A 17259-nucleotide genomic window follows, 5' to 3' on the forward strand; every position below is an offset into this window, starting at 1 on the left:
GGAATTTCCGGTGAAAATACGTCTGAACCCGGATGTTCGATGAAAAACCTGCACATTTGCAGGAATGTTCCGTTGCTTGGCGTAGCAACGAGCAAAAAGCTGCACTTTTGCAGGTTTTTTGCGCGAATGCTGGCCGGAAGTCTGCGGGTGCCCGCGAAAGCCTGCGCGAATGCTGGCCGGAAGTCTGCGGGAGCCTGCGCGAATGCTCGCGGAAGTCTGCGGATGTCCGCAAAAGTCTGCGCCATGCCCGCGTGGCTCTTAACGCTCGTCGGCCAGCAGCCGGAGCGAGACTTTGTCATTCAGTTGGAACTGCATGGGGGAGCTTATCTCCCATTGCCCGTCTTCCGACTGAATATGATAGTGATATTCCCTGCCCTGAAACTGGATGTTCGCGATTTCGCCGCGAATGCCGGGCTGTTCAGGGGCGCACAGCTCAAATTGATCCGGCCTGACGGGGTACAGGCCGCATGATTTGAAATGGCCGGCCACATGGCGGCCGAGCCACTGCACGGTGCCGTCCGAGCTTGCCGGCACGAACGTATCTCGGTTCCAGCGTCCGCGAACCAGGTTCGCTTTGGCCACGAATTTGGCGACGAATTCGGTTTCGGGGCGCAAATAAATGTCCTGCGGCGTTCCGACCTGCTCGATGCGCCCGTCTTTCATCACGACAATCCGGTCCGCCATAGCCAGGGCCTCTCCTTGGTCGTGCGTGACGTACACGATGGCGGTGCCGGTCTGTCTATGAACCGCCTGGATTTCCCTGCGCATATCCATGCGCAGCATCGCATCCAGACTGCTGAGCGGCTCGTCCATCAGCAGGAGGGAAGGCTCGGCGGCGATGGCTCTGGCAATCGCCACCCGCTGCTTTTGCCCGCCGGACAGTTCGTGGGGCATACGGCTGCCGTGCTCGGACAAGCCGACCATTTGCAGCACGCCGGCGATGCGGTCCTGCTCACTGCTGCGAATGGAAGCAGGGGTTCCTTTATGGTGACGGATCGGAAAGCGCACATGCTCCGTCACATTCATGTGAGGCCAAAGGGCAAAAGCTTGAAACACCATGCCGATTTTGCGTTTTTCCGGAGGCAGGCTGAAGCCGGGCTTCGCTACCTGCGTTTGATTCATATAAATTTCTCCGGTTGTCGGCTGCTCGAATCCGGCAAGCAGTCTGAGCAGCGTCGTTTTGCCGCAGCCGGACGGACCGAGTATGGCGACGAACTCCCCTTCGGCTATAGCGAGATTCAAAGATTTGAGCGCCTGAAAGCTCCCAAATGATTTGCTGACTTCGATTAACTGAATGCTCATGGCTGCTGGACTCCTCTTTTGGTTTGAAGCTTTTGCAGGATTTGCAGAACGATCACTCCGAGCAGGATCAGAACGACGATCAAGCTGGACAGAGCGGTCGAGTACAAGGTGCTGCCAGCCTGTTCGAAGCTGAATATCGTCACCCCGATCGTTTGCGAGCCTGTGGACCCCAGCAGAGCGGATACCGTAAGCTCGGTGAATGCGGTCAAAAAGACAAGAAACGCCCCGCTAAGCAGCCCTGGCAGCAGCAGCGGCAAAAGCACGAAAACCCACTTGCGCCAAAAACCGGCGCCGAAAACATGGGCCGCTTCCTCCAGCGAAACGTCGATCTGAGTGAAAGCCGTTATGCCCGCTCTTACTTGCAAAATGAGAAAACGGCATACGTAAGCGATGAACAAAATCCGGATCGAGCCGTAGATGCCGGGATTCCAGCCGGGAATCGGCTCCATCCAGGTGAAAATCATGCATAAGCCGAATACGATTCCCGGCAGCGTGTAAGGCAGGGCGACGGCGAGCTCCGCCGATTTGGTCACCCAGGAAGGGTTGCGCACCCTGGCGTAAGCGAGCAGGGACCCGAGCGCGAGGCAGATGCCGAATGTAGTGACGGACAGCAACAGGCTGGTTTGGATCGATTGCCACACTTTCGGATTGTCCAACAGGATGTACCGATAGTTGGACAAAGTTAAATTCGCCGCCTTGAACGGGACTCCATACGCTTTCTTCAAAGAAATGGCGACCATGGATACAAGGGGAACGGCGGTGATCAGAGCCAAAGCGGCCCAGACGGCCGACGTCGCCGATCCCCGGTACTTGCCAAGCGAATAGCGAGGACTGCTGTCGATGACGATCGAGTCTGCGGCTTTAATTTTTCGGACGGCAAGCCATTGCAAAAGTGTCCCGAAAATGGCGATAATGCCAAGCATGATGGACAAAGCCGCCCCTCTGGCAAATGCGGAAGGGCCGAATCCGATAATTTCCTCATAAATGAGTGTGCTCAAAACCGAAATGTTTTTAGGAATGCCGAGAAAAGCCGGGATTCCGAAATTGTCCAAAGAAGCGAGAAAAACGAGCAGCCCTCCGGCTGTCAGGCCAGGCAAAGCGAGGGGGAACGTGATGAGGCAAAACGTTTTCCATTTGCCCGCACCGCTTGCTCGTGTCGCCCATTCCAGATCGCGGGGAATTTTTTTCAGCACTTCCACCGTCAAGAGATACACGAGCGGAAAATGATGAATGCCCATAACGAAAATAATGCCGCCGTAGCTGTACATGCTCCACGGTTTCATATCGGGGCTAAACCCGTGCAGCACCTGGGCGATTACCCCTTGATTGCCCATAAACGAAGACCAGGACAACGTCAAGACGTAGGACGGCAGTATTAAAGGGAGCAGCATCGCCATATGCAGCGGCTTTTTGTGCTTAATGTCCGTATAGGCTATCAACCAGGCGGCTACGACGCCTAATATGCAGGATACGACGGTAGAGCCTGCGACGATAACGAACGTATCTTTCAGCGTTTTCCATAAACGGGCCTGTCGCAGCATTTCGGCGTAATGCTCGAACGTCGGTCCGGCATTCCCCTGCGCGCTTAAATAGACAAGCTTGGCGACCGGGACGACAAACAGCACTGCAAGAACTAGCAGGAGCAGCGCTGCGGCAATGCGTTTTGCGATTCGGGAAAAGCTTCCGGGGAGGGCAGGGCCGACCCTGCCGTTCTCCCTCGCAAGCTGAGTTGGTTCTGAATCCGACATGTATGATGCGCTCCGCTTCCTATTGTCCGAACACTTGGCTGAATTGTTTTTTATCCGCGTCGCGGGCTTCCGCCAGCTTGGTAATATCCGAGGAAATCACTTTGAATTCGGAAATGCTCTTCAGCCCTTTCGGCGCAGCGACGCCTTCGCGGATCGGCGTATACCCGATATCGGAGGACACTTTTTGGCCGTCTTCGGACAGTACGAAATCGACGAATGCTTTGGCCGCTTTTTCGTTGGCGGCATTTTTCATGATGCCGATAGGCTCCGTAATGACGGGCACGCCTTCCGTCGGGTAGATCAGATCGACCGGCGAGCCTTTGGCTTTTTCGCGGGCTACCAAATAATCGACCACCATGCCGTACGACTTCTCGCCGCCGGCTACAGCGTTCAGCACAGCTCCGTTGCCTTTTACGACAGACGTATTGTTCGCCTTGAGGTTTTTGAAGAAGTCCCAGCCGAAGCCGTCGGTACGCGTCAATACGCCCACGTTGTATGCTGCGGCGCCGGAGTACTGCGGACTCGGCATGATGCCGGCATCTTTGCTCTCAGCGGACGCCAGCGCCTTCCAGGAGGTCGGCGGCGTTTTTACTTTTTGCGTATTAATGGCCAGTACGGTCGCCATCACTTTCGTGCCCGTGTACATGCCGTCCGGGTCTGCGAGATCCTTCGGAATTTTGGATAACTCCGGCGATTTATAGGAGCCTAGCAAATTTTGCTTCTTGAGCCCTTCGAAAGTTACCGCATCGGCCAGCAGAAGCACATCCGCCTGGACTTTGCCGGCCTGGTTTTCCGCCTGAATTTTGGCGGTTACTTCCTCGGTGCCGGAACGGAAGCTTTCGACCTTCACATCGGGATACTTCTTATTGAATGCCGCCACTAGTTTGGTCACATCTTCCTCCGGTTGGGATGTATAGAAGGAAAGCTTGCCGGAAACCGGGCTTGCGGATTCTTGTTTCGGAGACGATTGGGGTGTCGATTGCGCGCCTTGCGTTGCTGCAGGTTGTCCGTTAGTTCCGCAGCCGCTGAAAATCAACAGAGCCGCTGCGCTCATCATCAAAGATCCTTTTTTTAACAAAATGGTTTCTCTCCCTACGTTTTTGTCTATGTTCTCTTCGAAATTCATTATATAAAGCGAATGTTAGACGACTGTAAATTGGGAAGGCTCGGTTTGTAAAATGCTTTTGCTCCGCCAGGATTGAATTCGGACAGCAGTTCATTGTAAGATTGAAAGATGAACATATTTCCACCAACGAAAGGTAGGGTTAACCATGGATGCTTTGAAGCTTAAAATTCTCGAAATATTGAAGGAAGACGCCCGCCGCAGCGCGGAACTGATTGCCACCATGCTGGGAACGCCGGAGGCTGAGGTAGCGCAGGCGATACGCGAGATGGAAGCGGATAAGGTCATCGTCAAATACGCCACGGTTGTCAATTGGAGCAAGGTGGATGATGAGAAGGTTACGGCCCTGATTGAAGTGCAAATTACGCCGGAACGCGGCCGCGGCTTCGATGCGATTGCGGAACGGATTTATTTATATCCGGAAGTAAGATCCGTTTATTTGATGTCCGGCGCCTACGACCTGCTCGTCGAGATCGAGGGCAGATCGCTTAAGGAAGTCGCTTCGTTCGTTTCCAACAAGCTTTCGCCAATCGACCGCGTGCTGTCGACGAAAACTCATTTTATTTTGAAAAAATATAAACAGGACGGCATTATTTTCGAGGATCAAGAGGACGATCACCGAATGCTCGTCTCGCCGTAAGGGAGAATTTCGCCATGATTAAAGATGAACCGACGGTCCGCAAGCCAAAGTCGATGACGGATTATTTGGCTCCTATGGTAAAAGCGATCCCGCCATCGGGCATTCGCAAATTTTTCGATCTGGTCAGCAACAGCAAGGAAGATATTATTTCGCTGGGGGTCGGGGAACCGGATTTTTCCACGCCCTGGCACGTTCGCGAAGCCGCCGTATATTCGCTGGAGCGGGGCCGGACCAAATATTCGCCGAATTCGGGAATACCGGAACTGCGGGAGGCGATTGCCGAATACTTGCACAATTCGTTCCAGGTAAGCTACGAGCCCGGCGACGAGGTGCTGGTGACCGTAGGAGGAAGCGAAGCGATCGACCTCGCGCTGCGGGCGCTGATTACGCCGGGGGATGAAATTTTGATCCCCGAGCCGTGCTACATCTCTTACTCGCCCATCACGACCATCAGCGGGGGGAAAGCGGTAGGCATCGAGACATTTGCCAAAGACCAGTTCAAACTGACCGAGCAATCGCTGAGAGCGGCGATAACGCCCCGATCCAAAATTTTGATTTTGTGCTATCCGAGCAATCCGACCGGCGGCATTATGACTTATGAAGACTGGCTGCCGATCGCCAAAGTCGTCGAGGAGAACGACCTGATCGTCATTTCGGATGAAATCTATGCGGAACTCACGTACGGACAAAAGCATGTGAGCTTCGCGGCCATGCCGGGAATGAAGGACCGGACCATCCTTGTGAGCGGTTTTTCCAAAGCGTTCGCCATGACGGGCTGGCGCATGGGATATGCGTGCGGGCACTCCGACCTGATTTCCGCGATGACCAAAATTCACCAATACACGGTGATGTGCGCGCCGATTATGGGGCAGGTGGCCGCCCACGAAGCTCTCAAGAACGGGCTGGAAGAGAAAGACCGCATGATGGAATCGTACAATCAGCGCCGGCGCCTGATCGTCAAAGGATTTCGCGAGATCGGGCTCGAATGCCACGAGCCGCAGGGCGCGTTTTACGCGTTTCCGAGCATTGCGGCGACGGGGATGACTTCGGAGAAATTTGCCGAAAGATTGCTGTTCGAAGCGAAGGTGGCGGCAGTTCCCGGACACGTATTCGGGCTTGGCGGAGAAGGCTTCCTGCGCTGTTCTTATGCGTATAGCGTTTCCCAGCTAAATGAAGCATTAGAACGAATAGGAAAATTCATCAAAAAAATGTAAAACATTTTAAAAAGATATTTTCAATAGGGACAAAAACTGGTATCCTTGAGGTAAGGAGGGAAGAGCATGGCTTTTATGGAATATCAACTTGCTTCATATAACAAACATTTCCAAATTCGGGAAGATGATTCCGATCGTAGCTGGTTGATCAAGCATGCTAAGAAATCCGCCTCCTTGAGTCCGCTCGAAGAAGAGATTCATTCTTTGAGACGGATGCTCGAACAGATGGTTGTCGAAGGCAAGGAAATGACTTCCGAAGCCGTCGTCGAGCTCAGCACAGTCCTCGATCAAAAAATAAACGAATATATGAATAGAGGCAAAAAAAGTCGGTGATGAGCCGGCTTTTCTTATGACCGTACAAAACTTCGGAAGGATTGAAACTGCATGAGAATCAAGCTGCTTTTAGTGAGCATCGCCATGCTGGCGGTGCTGTTGGCCGGGTGCGGAGGCCCGAAGCCTGATGTGCCTATTTTCGCCATGGGAGCGAACGGATTTCCTTCGGAAATCGGCGACAAGCTGGAAGCTTCCCTTGCGGCCAAGGTAGGCGAGAAGCCGACCGTAAAGTTCGTCTCAACGCCGATTTTTTCGATGGAAAAAATGATTGTCGAGCTTGCCGCCGGCGGCAACGGCATTCTTATTTTGCCGGACGAACAGTTTAAAGCGCTGTCCAAGCAGGCCGGGTTCGTAGCTCTTGACGACGTGATCAAGCCGGAGGATTATCCGGATGGGGTTATGGAACTAGCCGAGGACGGAAAGCCGGCGGAAAAGCATCTTTACGGCATTCCGATGGCAGGCAACAAATGGCTGAAAGAGCAGGGGCTGGAGGGCAAAGGGCTAACCGCCTTTATTCCACAAAACTTTAAACAAATCGATGAGGCCAAGCAGGTGCTGAAGGTCATCGCCGCGAAGTAATTCGCCTTCGGCTTGTACATGCCGGGAAACTCATCTATAATCGACAAAGAGATACTGAATGTTGTAGCTATGCAGCCACAGGTGCCGGCAGCTGTGCCCGATCGATCGGGCGCTGCCGCTTAAAAGGGAAGCCGGTGCAAATCCGGCGCGGTCCCGCCACTGTAACCGGGAATGTTCCTCATGATGCCACTGTTCCGATTTAGGGGATGGGAAGGCGGGGAAGCTCGATACCCGAAAGTCAGGAGACCTGCCTATGGTGCCGTACACGACTTCCTTCGAGGAAAAGGATGGCGTTAAATCAGGGAGCAGCCGGCGGCTGTCAGCTGCCTGGATTTATCGTCCCCTGCTGTTCCTTCGGGAAACGGCAGGGGATTTTTTGGCAGGATGGAAGTCCTGGAAGTCCTGACGGACGAGGAAAAGGAGAAAAGCGAGATGAAAGTGAGCTTGTGGAAAAAGACCGCGCTGCTGGCTCTTGCCGCAGCTGCGGCAATCAGTCTTGCAGGCTGCGGCAAGACAGTGGAGAAGCAGCCGGAGCTGACGGACCCGGCCAAGCTGGGAGCGGGCGAAACGAAAGCCCCGTCCGCGACGGCGACGGCTGCGTCAACCGCCAAAGCGTCCAAAAAGACGCAGTACCCGCTCAAAATCAAGGATGCGACGGGAAAAGAATTTACGTTTGACAAGGCGCCGCAGCGGATCGTATCCGTATCGCCCGCCGAGACGGAAGCGCTTTTTGCTATAGGGCTCGACAATCAGATTGTCGGCGTATCGGACCTGGACGATTATCCGGGGGCGGCGAAATCGAAGCCGAAGATGGGCGGCATTACGAAGCCGAATCAAGAGGCGGTCATCGCTGCTAATGCGGACATCGTTTTCACGGGCGTTTCGATGAAGGCCGACACTGTGGAAAAGCTTCGCGCGATGAATATCAATATGTTTAAAGTGGAGCCCAAGACGCTCGACGACGCCATTGCCGACGTGCTTACGTTCGGGGTCATTACGGATCATCAGGAACAGGCGGAGCAGGTGGCGGACAAAATGAAAGCGGACCGCCAGAAAGTGGTCAGCGCCGTGAAAGACGTGAAGCAGGCCAATAAGAAAAAGGTCTACGTCGAATTCAGCGCAGGCTGGACGGTCGGCAGCGGCGAATTTATGGACGAGCTGATTCAACTGGCCGGAGGCGTCAATGTTGCAGGGGACAAGAAGGGCTGGTACCAAATTAGCGAAGAGAAGATCATTCAGCAAAACCCCGACGTCATTCTTTTCGCGGCCGGCGTGACCGATGACAAGAGCAAAAAAACGCTCGACGCGATCATTCGCGAACGCAGCGGATGGGATCAGATTGAAGCCGTGAAAACGAACCGGGTTGTCGGCATCGATCAAAATCTGCTCAGCCGCCCGGGCCCAAGAATAACGGACGGCCTGCTTGCCATGGCCAAGGCGATTTACCCCGAACTGGTGAAGTAGATGAAAAGAAAACTGATGCTGTGGGGAGGAGTAGGAGTCTTACTCCTTCTTCTTTCTATTCTGATCAGCTTGTCTTTGGGCACGGCCCATGTCCATGTGCTGCAAATAGCCGGTATTATCGGCAAGCACATTCCGTGGCTGGGAGAGCGAATCGAAGCGGATTGGCCGCAATCTTCCGAGCAGATCATCATGAAAGTCCGGCTTCCCCGCGTCATGCTCGGCATCCTTGTGGGCGCCTCGCTGTCGGTAGCGGGGGCGGCTTTTCAAGGAGTGCTGCGCAACCCGCTGGCCGATCCTTACACGCTGGGCGTATCTTCGGGCGCTTCGGTGGGCGCAGCTTTTCTGATTTATTTCGGGCTGCAGTATTCTTGGCTTGGGCAATGGTCGATTCCGGCCGTGGCGTTCGGTACCGGGCTTATTTCGCTGCTGCTCGTGCTGAAGCTGGCGCAAATCGACGGCAAGCTCAAGCTGGAGACGCTCATTCTCTCAGGCGTGGTCATGCAGGCGTTCCTGGGCTCGATCGTTGCGTTCATGGTATCTTTATCCAACCAAGTCATTAACGAAATCGTATTTTGGCTGATGGGCAGCCTAGCATTGCGGGGCTGGTCCTACGCGGCGTTGGTAACGCCTTATTTGCTTATCGGCTTTGCGGTATTGATCGGCTTGGCCAGATCGCTGAACCTGCTCGCGCTCGGCGAGCGCCAAGCCGCCCATCTCGGGGTCAATGTCGAACGGACGAAATTGACCGCACTGATCGTTGCGACATTCGTTACGGCGGCGGCCGTATCCGTGGCCGGAGTTATCGGCTTTGTAGGACTTATTATCCCGCATCTGGTGCGCCTGTTGGTCGGCCCCGATTACCGCCTGATTATGCCCTTATCCGTTCTCGGCGGCGGAATTTATGTGCTATGGGCGGATACGTTGGCCCGCACGCTGCTGAGCCCGACGGAAATACCGCTCGGCGTCATTACCGCCTTTTTGGGGGCGCCGTTCTTCGCTTACTTGTTGAACAAAGATAAGAAAGCGCAGAGAGGTTGATCTTGATGATACAAGTCGAAAGCGTTTCGAAAAGCTTCCACGGGAAGCAGGTGCTGCAACATATGAGTTTCGAGGTCGAAGCGGGCGAATTTTTCGGCATTATCGGGCCTAACGGAAGCGGCAAATCGACGCTGCTGCGGATCATGTCGGGCATCGACCCGGCCTCCGCAGGCGATGTGCGATTGGCCGGCAGGCCGGTGGCTTCCTACAGCCGCAAGGAGCTGGCCCGCCGGCTCGCCGTGCTGCAGCAGGACGCCCTGCCGCCTGTCGGCTTCACCGTGCGGGAGGTCGTGGAGATGGGCCGGTACCCGTTTCAAAACTGGCTTGGCGAAGATTCGCAGAATGCCGGGCATTTGATTGCAAGCATCGTGGAGAAGCTCCATCTGGAACCGCTCATCGGCCGCACGGTAGACCGCCTCAGCGGGGGCGAGCGGCAGCGCGTAGCGCTAGGCAAAGTAATGGCCCAGCAGCCCAGGCTGCTGATGCTCGACGAGCCGACGACCTTTTTGGACATCGGATATCAAATCCAGATGATGGATTATGTCAGGGCATGGCAGCGGGAAGAGGGTTTGACCGTCGTAGCCGTGCTGCATGACTTGAACCTGGCTGCGCAGTATTGCAGCAGGCTGCTCGTCGTCCATGACGGCAAGCCGGCGGCCATAGGGACGCCGCAGGAAATTATAACGAGCAGGCTGATCGCAGAGGTGTACGGAACCGAACCGATCGTGCTGGAGCATCCGTTGAACCGGGCGCCGCAAATATTGCTGCAGCCCGGCAAATAACTGAAAATGCGAGGGATGAAATGATGTCTAGATTAGATCAAGAAATCAGCGCTATTCAACCGATCGATCAGGAGTTCGCCGAACTGGCCGGGCGGCATTTGGATCAGCTTACGAAACCGCCGGGAAGCTTGGGCAAGCTGGAGGCGATCGCGTGCCAGACAGCCGGCATTACCGGTGAAGTAAAGCCTGTATTCGAGAAAAAAGCCGTCATCGTGATGGCCGGCGACCATGGCGTCTGCGAGGAAGGCGTCAGCGCGTTTCCGGCGGAAGTGACGCCGCAGATGGTACTGAACTTCGTGCACGGCGGCGCGGCCGTCAACGTGCTGGCGCGGCATGCCGGGGCGGAAGTCGTCTGCGTCGATATCGGTGTAAACGCGGATCTGGAGCATCCGCAGCTTGTATCGAAAAAAGTGCGCAAAGGCACGCGCAATATGGCCCGCGAAGCGGCGATGACGCGTGAGGAAGCGCAGCAGGCGATTATGGCCGGGATCGAAGTGGTGGACGAGCTTGCCGGCAAAGGTTTCCGGCTTTTTGCTACAGGGGATATGGGAATCGGCAATACGACGGCGAGCGCGGCGATTCTTTGCGCGATGACCGGACTTGATGCCGGGATGGCGGTTGGGCGAGGCACCGGCATTGACGATGCCAGATGGCTGCACAAGCAATCCGTCGTCAAACAAGCGCTGGAAGTGAACGCCCCCGATGCCGACGATGCGCTCGACGTGCTGGCCAAAGTCGGCGGCCTGGAGATCGCCGGTCTCGTCGGCGTCATCCTCGGAGCGGCGAAGAACCGCTGCCCGGTCGTCATCGACGGCTTCATCTCTTCGGCGGCTGCGCTGGTGGCCAGCCGCTTGGCGCCGGTGTGCGCGCCGTACATGCTCGCTTCGCATTTGTCGCACGAACAGGGTCATGCCCGGCTGCTCCAGGCGATCGGCCTCGAAGCGATGCTGCAAATGGATATGCGGCTTGGCGAGGGGACAGGCGCGGTGCTTGCCTTTAACCTGATCGATGCCGCAAGCAAAATTATGCGGGAGATGGCGACTTTCGAGAGCGCGGGCGTGTCCCGCTCGTAGGAAGTTTGAGCCGAGCGGGTGCGGGAGGTCCGATCATGGCAGTATTGGTAACAGGCGGCGCGCGCAGCGGCAAGAGCGCCTTCGCCGAGAGGCTGGCGATGCGCGGCAGCGCCAGAGGCATTTATATCGCGACCTCGCAAATCTACGATGAGGAAATGAGGGAGCGGGTCAGTTTGCATCAGCGGCAGCGGCTGGAGTCGGGGTTTCCGTGGGAAACCCTGGAGGAGCCGTATGCGCTGCGGGAGCTTCTGCTCCGGCTGCAGGCGGACGGGCGCAGCGCGGAAGCTTCGGTGCTGGTCGACTGCCTGACGCTGTGGCTGTCGAACTGGCTGCTGCGCCATGAGAGCGAGCCGGAAGCGATTATGGCGCAAATCGAGGAACTCGTCCGCGCCGTGTCCTCCTACAGCGGACAATTGGTGCTCGTCACCAATGAAGTCGGGGACGGGATCGTGCCGGAGTATCCTTTGGGACGACGCTTTCGGGATTTGGCCGGACGGATGAACCAGCGGCTGGCCGAAGTGTGCGGCGAGGTGTTCCTGGTGACGGCCGGAATCCCGATCGAGTTGAAAAGCAGGGCGTACCGGCTGGATTAGATGCGGAAGATGACTAACAACAAGCTTGATAAAGGGCCGCCCCCGCTCTTTCCCAACCTGCGCCTCTCCTCACGGGTCGTGGCGCTGAAGTGGGGGGACAAGGCGGCTTGGCGGGGAGAAAACCTGCGATTATCAGGCTGCCCGAGAAAGTGACGACACTAGAGGGGACGCCTAATGCTTGGCGCAGCCGCGCGCTCCCGGTTGTGCCTCCCCTGGCGTGGTTACGCGGCTGTATGACGGGCGGTCATGAGACAGTTTGCAAGGCCAGGACAGGAGAAAACCTGCAAAAGTACAGTTTTTTCCTGCAGAATCGGTTTGTTTTGGCGAAAAGCCTGCGAAAGTGCAGGAATTTTCGCTAAAATGAACCTGAGTCCATGTCCGACGACGAAAAGCCTGCACAATTGCAGGAATTGTTCGTGGCTGGCGGATCAAGGTAGCAAATTCATGTATTTTTGCAGGTTTTTTTCGCACCGTCAGGCAGATAGTGGCTATCGACGTTATGCGGCTGCATGGCAGGCGGTCATGAGACGGTTTGCTCGTCAGGACAGGAGAAAACCTGCAAAAGTACAGTTTTTTCCTGCGGAAATGGTTCATTTTGGTGAGAAGCCTGCGAAAGTGCAGGAATTTTTGCCAAAATCAACCTGAGTCCATGTCATGCGGCGAAAAGCCTGCACAATTGCAGGAATTGTTCGTGGCTGGCGGATCAAGGCTGCAAATTCATGTATTTTTGCAGGTTTTTTCGCACTGCCAGGCAGATTGCGGCTATCGACACCGGCTTGGGGGTTTTTCAACAGGCGAGAGGCTTTCGACAGTCTGGATTTTGCAGGAATTTTCGATGAAGACGAATATGAGCATTGGCAGGATAGCTTCGGGGGAACGGCAATGTGGTGGGTATATTCTTGGAAAGAGCTGGCCGTCATGACGGCGGCGGCTCTCGCACTCGACTGGATCGTCGGCGATCCCAAATGGCTGACGCATCCGGTTGTCTACATAGGCAGGTGGATTCAATTCATGGAGCGCCGGCTGCTCCGGGGAGCGGCCTTGAAGGCCAAAGGCGTGCTGCTGGCGCTCTCCACGGTGCTGCTCGGCTTCGGCGCAGCGCTGCTGCTCGTGCTGGCCGCCCGAGCGGTGCACGAATGGCTCGGGTATGCCGTGTCGACGTGGCTGATTTCGACGACAGTCGCCGTCAAAGGGCTGAAGGATGCGGCATATTTGGTGGCCGTGCCTTTGCGCAGCGGCAATATGGACGACGCCCGCAAGTACACGGGGTACATCGTGGGCCGCGATACCGCGCATCTTGGGGAGGCGGAATTGACGCGGGCCGTCGTCGAGACGGTGGCGGAGAACATCGTGGATGCAGTCATCGCCCCGCTGTTTTATGCGCTGCTCGGCGGAGCGCCGCTGGCGATGTTCTACAGGGCGACCAATACGCTGGATTCGATGGTCGGCTACAAAAATGAGAAGTACCGCCAATTCGGCTGGGCGTCGGCCCGCTGGGACGACGTCATGAACTGGATTCCGGCCCGGCTGACCGGCCTCCTGCTCGTGCTCGTCGCCCTGCTGCAGCCGGGGCTTTCGGCGAAGCGGGCAGCGGCAGCGATCCGCCGCTTCGCGCACCTGCACCCCAGCCCGAACAGCGGGATTCCCGAGTCGGCGGTAGCCGGAGCGCTCGGGATCGAGCTGGGCGGGCTGAACGTCTACGGCGGCGCCAAGAGCGAGCGGGCGCGCCTCGGCTGGCCGCTGCGGGAGCGGACGCAGCGGGATATCGTACTCGCCGTACGGATGCTGTACGGCGTCAGTTTTGCCGCGATGGGAGGAATGCTATGCGCAATCGCGATGTTGTGGTAGGCTGGCTGCATGGACTCATTGCAGCTTTTCAGTTTTTGACAAGACTGCCGGTTCCGGTGCAGATTGCTTATACGGAGCAGGTGTTTCGGCGAAGCGTCGTTTTTTACCCGCTGGCCGGCGCAGTCATCGGGCTGCTTCTCGCCGGTGCGGGAGCGGGCTTAAGGCTGGCGCTTCCCGCTTTTCCGGCGGCGGTCTTGCTTCTCGCGCTTTGGGTCATCCTCACCGGCGGTCTGCACCTGGACGGTTTGATGGATACGGCGGACGGCATACTCAGCCATAGACCGCGCGAACAGATGCTGGAAATTATGAAAGACAGCAGGGTAGGCGCGATGGGGGTTATCGTGTGCGTTCTGCATTTGCTGTTGAAGCTCTCGCTGCTTTACACGCTGCTGGACGTTCCTTCCGCTGGTGTTCGGCTGACGGGCGGCATGCTGCTGGCGATCATTCCGATATGGAGCCGCTGGTTTATGGCCGCAGCGATCTATGGATGGCCTTACGCCCGGCGCGAATCCGGACTCGGCAGTTTATTTCAGGGCGTAGGGCGGAAGGACGTGGCCATGTGTACGGCGGCGGCGCTGCTTGCGACATCGCTTACGGTTTTGGCGGTCCATGCGTCCGCAGCTCCAGCTTCCGAGTATTTGAACGTCTGGACGATAACCGCGGGCTTTGCGCTCGGGACGTTCATGGCCGGCTGCGGCATTGCCGGTTATATCAGCCGCAAGCTTGGGGGATTGACCGGGGACACGTACGGCGCTTTGAACGAACTGCTGGAGGCTTTGCTCCTGCTGGCTGCCGCTGCGGTCTTCATTCACATATAGAGAGGTGAGTTTTGATGCTGGAACGTTTTGGACACGGAGGGGATGTGTGGACGGCGGAAGAGGCTTTCGGGCGCCCGAAAGAACAGTTTCTCGATTTCAGTTCGAATATGAATCCGCTCGGGCCTCCTTCCGTCGTTGAGCATATTATGCGCAGCCGATGGAAGGATGTGGTAAAATATCCGGACCCTGCGGTGCGCGAGCTGCGCAGCAAATTGTCCCGCAAATACGATATTCCTGCGGAAAGTATTTTGGTCGGCAACGGAGCTGCGGAGCTGATCGATCTTGTGGCAAGAGCGCTTAAAACGGTCGTTACCGGTCTGGCGAGACCGTCCTTTACGGAGTACGAGGAAGCGGTTCTGGGGTCCGGCGGCTCGGTTCATTCCATTCCGCTGCACAGAGAACATGAGTTCGTGCTGCAGCAAGAGGATGTGGCCGCGGCGAAATCGTTCTGCGATTTGCTTTTTCTCGGGCATCCGAACAATCCTACGGGCAAACTGATTCCCCGCCGGGTGCTGCGCGATCTTGAACAAAGCGGCGTCCGTCTGGCGCTCGACGAGGCGTTCATGGATTTCGTGCCGGACGAGCGCGAGCATTCGATGCTGCGGGCGGCGGCCGATAGCAAACGTTTGTTCGTCCTGCGCTCGATGACGAAATTTTACGCCATTCCGGGCATCCGGCTCGGCTTCGTGGTTGCGCATCCGGACTGGATCGCACAGCTGAAGGCGATGCAGGTGCAGTGGAGCGTGAACTACTTGGCGCAGCTGATCGGTTCGGCGGTGCTCGACGATGAGGAGTTCGAACGGGCGAGCAGAGCATGGCTTGCGGCGGAAAAGCCGTGGCTGACGGATCAGCTGGAGCGGCTCGGTTTGGAAGTCGTGCCGAGCGATGCCAACTTTTTGCTGTTCGCCTTTCCTAAGCAGTCGGGCGTTACCGTGAAAGAAGCGCAGCAGGTTATGGGGCGGCAGGGCATTTTAATCCGGGATGCGTCCTTGTTTGAAGGGCTGGATCGCCGTTACTGCCGGGTGGCGGTGCGGCTCAGGGAAGAGAACGAACGGCTGGTCGAAGGTTTGCGCTCCATGCTGCAGACGTTACGGGAAAGAGGCGGTGACGATGAGCGATAAAACGCCGTATGCGGCTGCATTGATGATCCAGGGGACGGCGTCCGACGTCGGTAAAAGCATTTTAACTGCGGCACTCTGCCGCATTTTTGTACAGGACGGCTTGCGCACCGCGCCTTTTAAATCGCAAAATATGTCGCTGAATTCATACGTCACTTACGACGGCAAAGAAATCGGCAGGGCGCAGGGGGTTCAGGCCGACGCTTGCGGCATTTTGGCTACGACCGACATGAACCCGATTTTGCTCAAGCCCAAACAGGATATGGTCGCCCAGGTGGTAGTGCACGGCAGGCCGCTCCGGGATCTGGATGCGCGGACGTACCGGGAAACGTATTTGCCGCAGGCCGAGCAAATTGTGAAAGACGCGCTCGCAAGGCTGCGCAGCGGCTATGATCTCGTCGTTCTGGAGGGCGCCGGCAGTCCGGCCGAAGTGAACCTGAAGGACCGCGACATCGTCAACATGCGGCTTGCGGGTTGGGCGGACAGCCCGGTCCTGCTCGTGGCCGATATCGATCGCGGAGGGGTGTTCGCATCGATTGTCGGGACGATGGACATTTTGACGCCCGAAGAGCGGGACAGGGTGAAGGGGTTCGTCATCAACAAGTTTCGCGGAGACATCACTCTGCTGAAACCGGGGCTCGACTGGCTGGAGGAGCGTACGGGCAAGCCGGTGCTGGGCGTCATTCCCTATATGCCGCAGCTTGGCATCGAGGATGAGGATTCTGCTTCGCTCGACGCCAAGCGCGCGAAGCGTGAGCGGGACCCCGTCTCGCGGCCCCGGCCGGCGGACAAGCTTGATATCGCGGTCGTCCGTCTGCCACGGCTGTCCAATTTTACGGATTACGATCCGCTGCAGGAGGAGAGCGACGTTCATTTCCGCTACATTTCGCATTTGTCGGAGTGGGGGGAGCCGGATGCGGTTGTGCTGCCGGGCAGCAAAAACACGATGGACGATTTGCGTTATTTGCGGGAATCGGGGCTTGCCGAGCGCATTGTGCGGTTTGCTCTCGCAGAGCGGGGCTGGGTCGCGGGGATATGCGCCGGCTATCAAATGCTGGGCCGAAGATTGCTCGATCCGGACGGTCTCGAATCCGACTATCCCGAGCTTGAAGGATTGGGGCTTTTGCCGACGGAGACCGTGTTTACGGCCGACAAGCGCACCGTTCAGGTGCAGGGCTACAGCGCCTTGTTTGCGGCCGCCCGGCCGGAAATCGCGATCGACGGCTATGAGATTCACATGGGCAGAACCTCGTATGTCGAAGACGTGGAGCCGCCTTTTCGGGTGAAAGCCCGGCATGAGGCCGATGCGCTTCCTGCGGGTCGGGACGATTTGCACGGCGACGGGGCTTCCGCTTTCGGAGGGCGCGTCTGGGGGACGTACCTGCACGGCATTTTGCATAACGACGATTTGCGCAGAGCTTGGCTGAACGAGATCCGCAGGCAAAAAGGGCTTGCTCCGCTGGAAGCGGGACCGGGCTTCAAGCAGCGGCGGGAAGCCGCTTTTGACCGGCTGGCCGATCATGTGCGCCGGCATTTGGATATGAATCGCATTTATGAGATTATACATGTATCGAAGCGGCAATAAA

General features: G+C 56.9%; 17 protein-coding genes and 1 riboswitch. Of the genes, 14 read left to right on the top strand and 3 right to left on the bottom strand.

The features are described from left to right. Window positions 1-258: 258 nt before the first annotated feature. Genes AC6RNO_RS17200 through AC6RNO_RS17210 form a run of 3 tightly spaced genes read right to left on the bottom strand, consistent with a single transcriptional unit; the run spans window position 259 to window position 4107 of the window. A complete protein-coding gene (locus AC6RNO_RS17200) occupies window positions 259-1302 on the bottom strand; it encodes an ATP-binding cassette domain-containing protein (RefSeq protein WP_497106161.1) in 1044 nt (347 codons plus the stop codon). Further along, entirely contained in the window at window positions 1299-3050 is a 1752-nt protein-coding gene (locus AC6RNO_RS17205; protein WP_497106162.1) for an ABC transporter permease subunit, read from the bottom strand. Before AC6RNO_RS17205 ends, AC6RNO_RS17200 begins: the two co-directional genes overlap by 4 nt. 19 nt (window positions 3051-3069) lie before the next feature. Beyond that, entirely contained in the window at window positions 3070-4107 is a 1038-nt protein-coding gene (locus AC6RNO_RS17210) for an extracellular solute-binding protein (protein WP_497106213.1), read from the bottom strand. A 214-nt stretch (window positions 4108-4321) separates the two neighbouring features. Here AC6RNO_RS17210 and AC6RNO_RS17215 point away from each other — a divergent pair, with 214 nt between their 5' ends. From AC6RNO_RS17215 to AC6RNO_RS17280, 14 genes are all read left to right on the top strand, one after another. After that, entirely contained in the window at window positions 4322-4813 is a 492-nt protein-coding gene (locus AC6RNO_RS17215; RefSeq protein ID WP_474685103.1) for an Lrp/AsnC family transcriptional regulator, read from the top strand. Window positions 4814-4827: 14 nt separating this feature from the next. After that, window positions 4828-6027 carry an aminotransferase class I/II-fold pyridoxal phosphate-dependent enzyme gene (locus AC6RNO_RS17220; protein WP_488437881.1) on the top strand — a complete coding sequence of 400 codons (1200 nt, stop codon included), beginning with the start codon at window positions 4828-4830 and terminating at the stop codon, window positions 6025-6027. Window positions 6028-6093: 66 nt separating this feature from the next. Continuing rightward, on the top strand, window positions 6094-6360 hold the full coding sequence (locus AC6RNO_RS17225) for an aspartyl-phosphate phosphatase Spo0E family protein (protein ID WP_474685101.1): 267 nt from the start codon (window positions 6094-6096) through the stop codon (window positions 6358-6360). Between the two features lie 51 nt (window positions 6361-6411). After that, window positions 6412-6939 carry a hypothetical protein gene (locus AC6RNO_RS17230; protein WP_474685100.1) on the top strand — a complete coding sequence of 176 codons (528 nt, stop codon included), beginning with the start codon at window positions 6412-6414 and terminating at the stop codon, window positions 6937-6939. 62 nt (window positions 6940-7001) lie between these two features. Then, a riboswitch (cobalamin riboswitch) is annotated at window positions 7002-7208 on the top strand. Window positions 7209-7323: 115 nt separating this feature from the next. Then, window positions 7324-8403 (top strand): helical backbone metal receptor, encoded by a 1080-nt coding sequence (locus AC6RNO_RS17235; RefSeq protein WP_497106163.1) that lies wholly within the window; start codon window positions 7324-7326, stop codon window positions 8401-8403. Then, window positions 8404-9441 carry a FecCD family ABC transporter permease gene (locus AC6RNO_RS17240; protein ID WP_474685098.1) on the top strand — a complete coding sequence of 346 codons (1038 nt, stop codon included), beginning with the start codon at window positions 8404-8406 and terminating at the stop codon, window positions 9439-9441. A gap of 5 nt (window positions 9442-9446) precedes the next feature. Beyond that, window positions 9447-10223 (top strand): ABC transporter ATP-binding protein, encoded by a 777-nt coding sequence (locus AC6RNO_RS17245; protein ID WP_488437883.1) that lies wholly within the window; start codon window positions 9447-9449, stop codon window positions 10221-10223. A 20-nt stretch (window positions 10224-10243) separates the two neighbouring features. After that, window positions 10244-11296, top strand: a complete 1053-nt coding sequence (cobT, locus tag AC6RNO_RS17250; RefSeq protein ID WP_488437884.1) for a nicotinate-nucleotide--dimethylbenzimidazole phosphoribosyltransferase — start codon at window positions 10244-10246, stop codon at window positions 11294-11296. A 35-nt stretch (window positions 11297-11331) separates the two neighbouring features. Next, on the top strand, window positions 11332-11889 hold the full coding sequence (cobU, locus tag AC6RNO_RS17255; protein ID WP_488437885.1) for a bifunctional adenosylcobinamide kinase/adenosylcobinamide-phosphate guanylyltransferase: 558 nt from the start codon (window positions 11332-11334) through the stop codon (window positions 11887-11889). A gap of 246 nt (window positions 11890-12135) precedes the next feature. Further along, window positions 12136-12534 carry a hypothetical protein gene (locus AC6RNO_RS17260; RefSeq protein ID WP_497106164.1) on the top strand — a complete coding sequence of 133 codons (399 nt, stop codon included), beginning with the start codon at window positions 12136-12138 and terminating at the stop codon, window positions 12532-12534. Window positions 12535-12771: 237 nt separating this feature from the next. Beyond that, window positions 12772-13737: an adenosylcobinamide-phosphate synthase CbiB gene (gene cbiB, locus AC6RNO_RS17265; protein ID WP_497106165.1), complete on the top strand. Its 966-nt coding sequence runs from the start codon at window positions 12772-12774 to the stop codon at window positions 13735-13737. Continuing rightward, the gene (gene cobS, locus AC6RNO_RS17270) at window positions 13713-14555 is read left to right on the top strand and encodes an adenosylcobinamide-GDP ribazoletransferase (protein ID WP_497106166.1); all 843 of its coding nucleotides are present in this window, start codon (window positions 13713-13715) and stop codon (window positions 14553-14555) included. The genes cbiB and cobS overlap by 25 nt, the downstream gene beginning before the upstream one ends. A gap of 14 nt (window positions 14556-14569) precedes the next feature. Beyond that, a complete protein-coding gene (gene cobD, locus AC6RNO_RS17275; RefSeq protein WP_497106167.1) occupies window positions 14570-15676 on the top strand; it encodes a threonine-phosphate decarboxylase CobD in 1107 nt (368 codons plus the stop codon). Then, window positions 15666-17258, top strand: coding sequence for a cobyric acid synthase (locus AC6RNO_RS17280; protein ID WP_497106168.1), 1593 nt, complete (start codon window positions 15666-15668; stop codon window positions 17256-17258). The genes cobD and AC6RNO_RS17280 overlap by 11 nt, the downstream gene beginning before the upstream one ends. The last annotated feature ends 1 nt before the right edge of the window (window position 17259 follow it).

Source organism: Paenibacillus sp. sgz302190 (genome assembly GCF_059820445.1).

Bases quoted from the DNA above. Each gene is read 5' to 3' on its own strand.
- AC6RNO_RS17200 (WP_497106161.1), bottom strand. From the start codon at position 1,302: ATGAGCATTCAGTTAATCGAAGTCAGCAAATCATTTGGGAGCTTTCAG.
- cbiB (WP_497106165.1), top strand. From the start codon at position 12,772: ATGTGGTGGGTATATTCTTGGAAAGAGCTGGCCGTCATGACGGCGGCG.
- cobD (WP_497106167.1), top strand. From the start codon at position 14,570: ATGCTGGAACGTTTTGGACACGGAGGGGATGTGTGGACGGCGGAAGAG.
- AC6RNO_RS17245 (WP_488437883.1), top strand. From the start codon at position 9,447: ATGATACAAGTCGAAAGCGTTTCGAAAAGCTTCCACGGGAAGCAGGTG.
- AC6RNO_RS17260 (WP_497106164.1), top strand. From the start codon at position 12,136: ATGAGACAGTTTGCAAGGCCAGGACAGGAGAAAACCTGCAAAAGTACA.
- AC6RNO_RS17220 (WP_488437881.1), top strand. From the start codon at position 4,828: ATGATTAAAGATGAACCGACGGTCCGCAAGCCAAAGTCGATGACGGAT.
- cobU (WP_488437885.1), top strand. From the start codon at position 11,332: ATGGCAGTATTGGTAACAGGCGGCGCGCGCAGCGGCAAGAGCGCCTTC.
- AC6RNO_RS17205 (WP_497106162.1), bottom strand. From the start codon at position 3,050: ATGTCGGATTCAGAACCAACTCAGCTTGCGAGGGAGAACGGCAGGGTC.
- AC6RNO_RS17235 (WP_497106163.1), top strand. From the start codon at position 7,324: ATGGAAGTCCTGGAAGTCCTGACGGACGAGGAAAAGGAGAAAAGCGAG.
- AC6RNO_RS17230 (WP_474685100.1), top strand. From the start codon at position 6,412: ATGAGAATCAAGCTGCTTTTAGTGAGCATCGCCATGCTGGCGGTGCTG.
- AC6RNO_RS17225 (WP_474685101.1), top strand. From the start codon at position 6,094: ATGGCTTTTATGGAATATCAACTTGCTTCATATAACAAACATTTCCAA.
- AC6RNO_RS17215 (WP_474685103.1), top strand. From the start codon at position 4,322: ATGGATGCTTTGAAGCTTAAAATTCTCGAAATATTGAAGGAAGACGCC.
- AC6RNO_RS17280 (WP_497106168.1), top strand. From the start codon at position 15,666: ATGAGCGATAAAACGCCGTATGCGGCTGCATTGATGATCCAGGGGACG.
- cobT (WP_488437884.1), top strand. From the start codon at position 10,244: ATGATGTCTAGATTAGATCAAGAAATCAGCGCTATTCAACCGATCGAT.
- AC6RNO_RS17210 (WP_497106213.1), bottom strand. From the start codon at position 4,107: ATGATGAGCGCAGCGGCTCTGTTGATTTTCAGCGGCTGCGGAACTAAC.
- AC6RNO_RS17240 (WP_474685098.1), top strand. From the start codon at position 8,404: ATGAAAAGAAAACTGATGCTGTGGGGAGGAGTAGGAGTCTTACTCCTT.
- cobS (WP_497106166.1), top strand. From the start codon at position 13,713: ATGCGCAATCGCGATGTTGTGGTAGGCTGGCTGCATGGACTCATTGCA.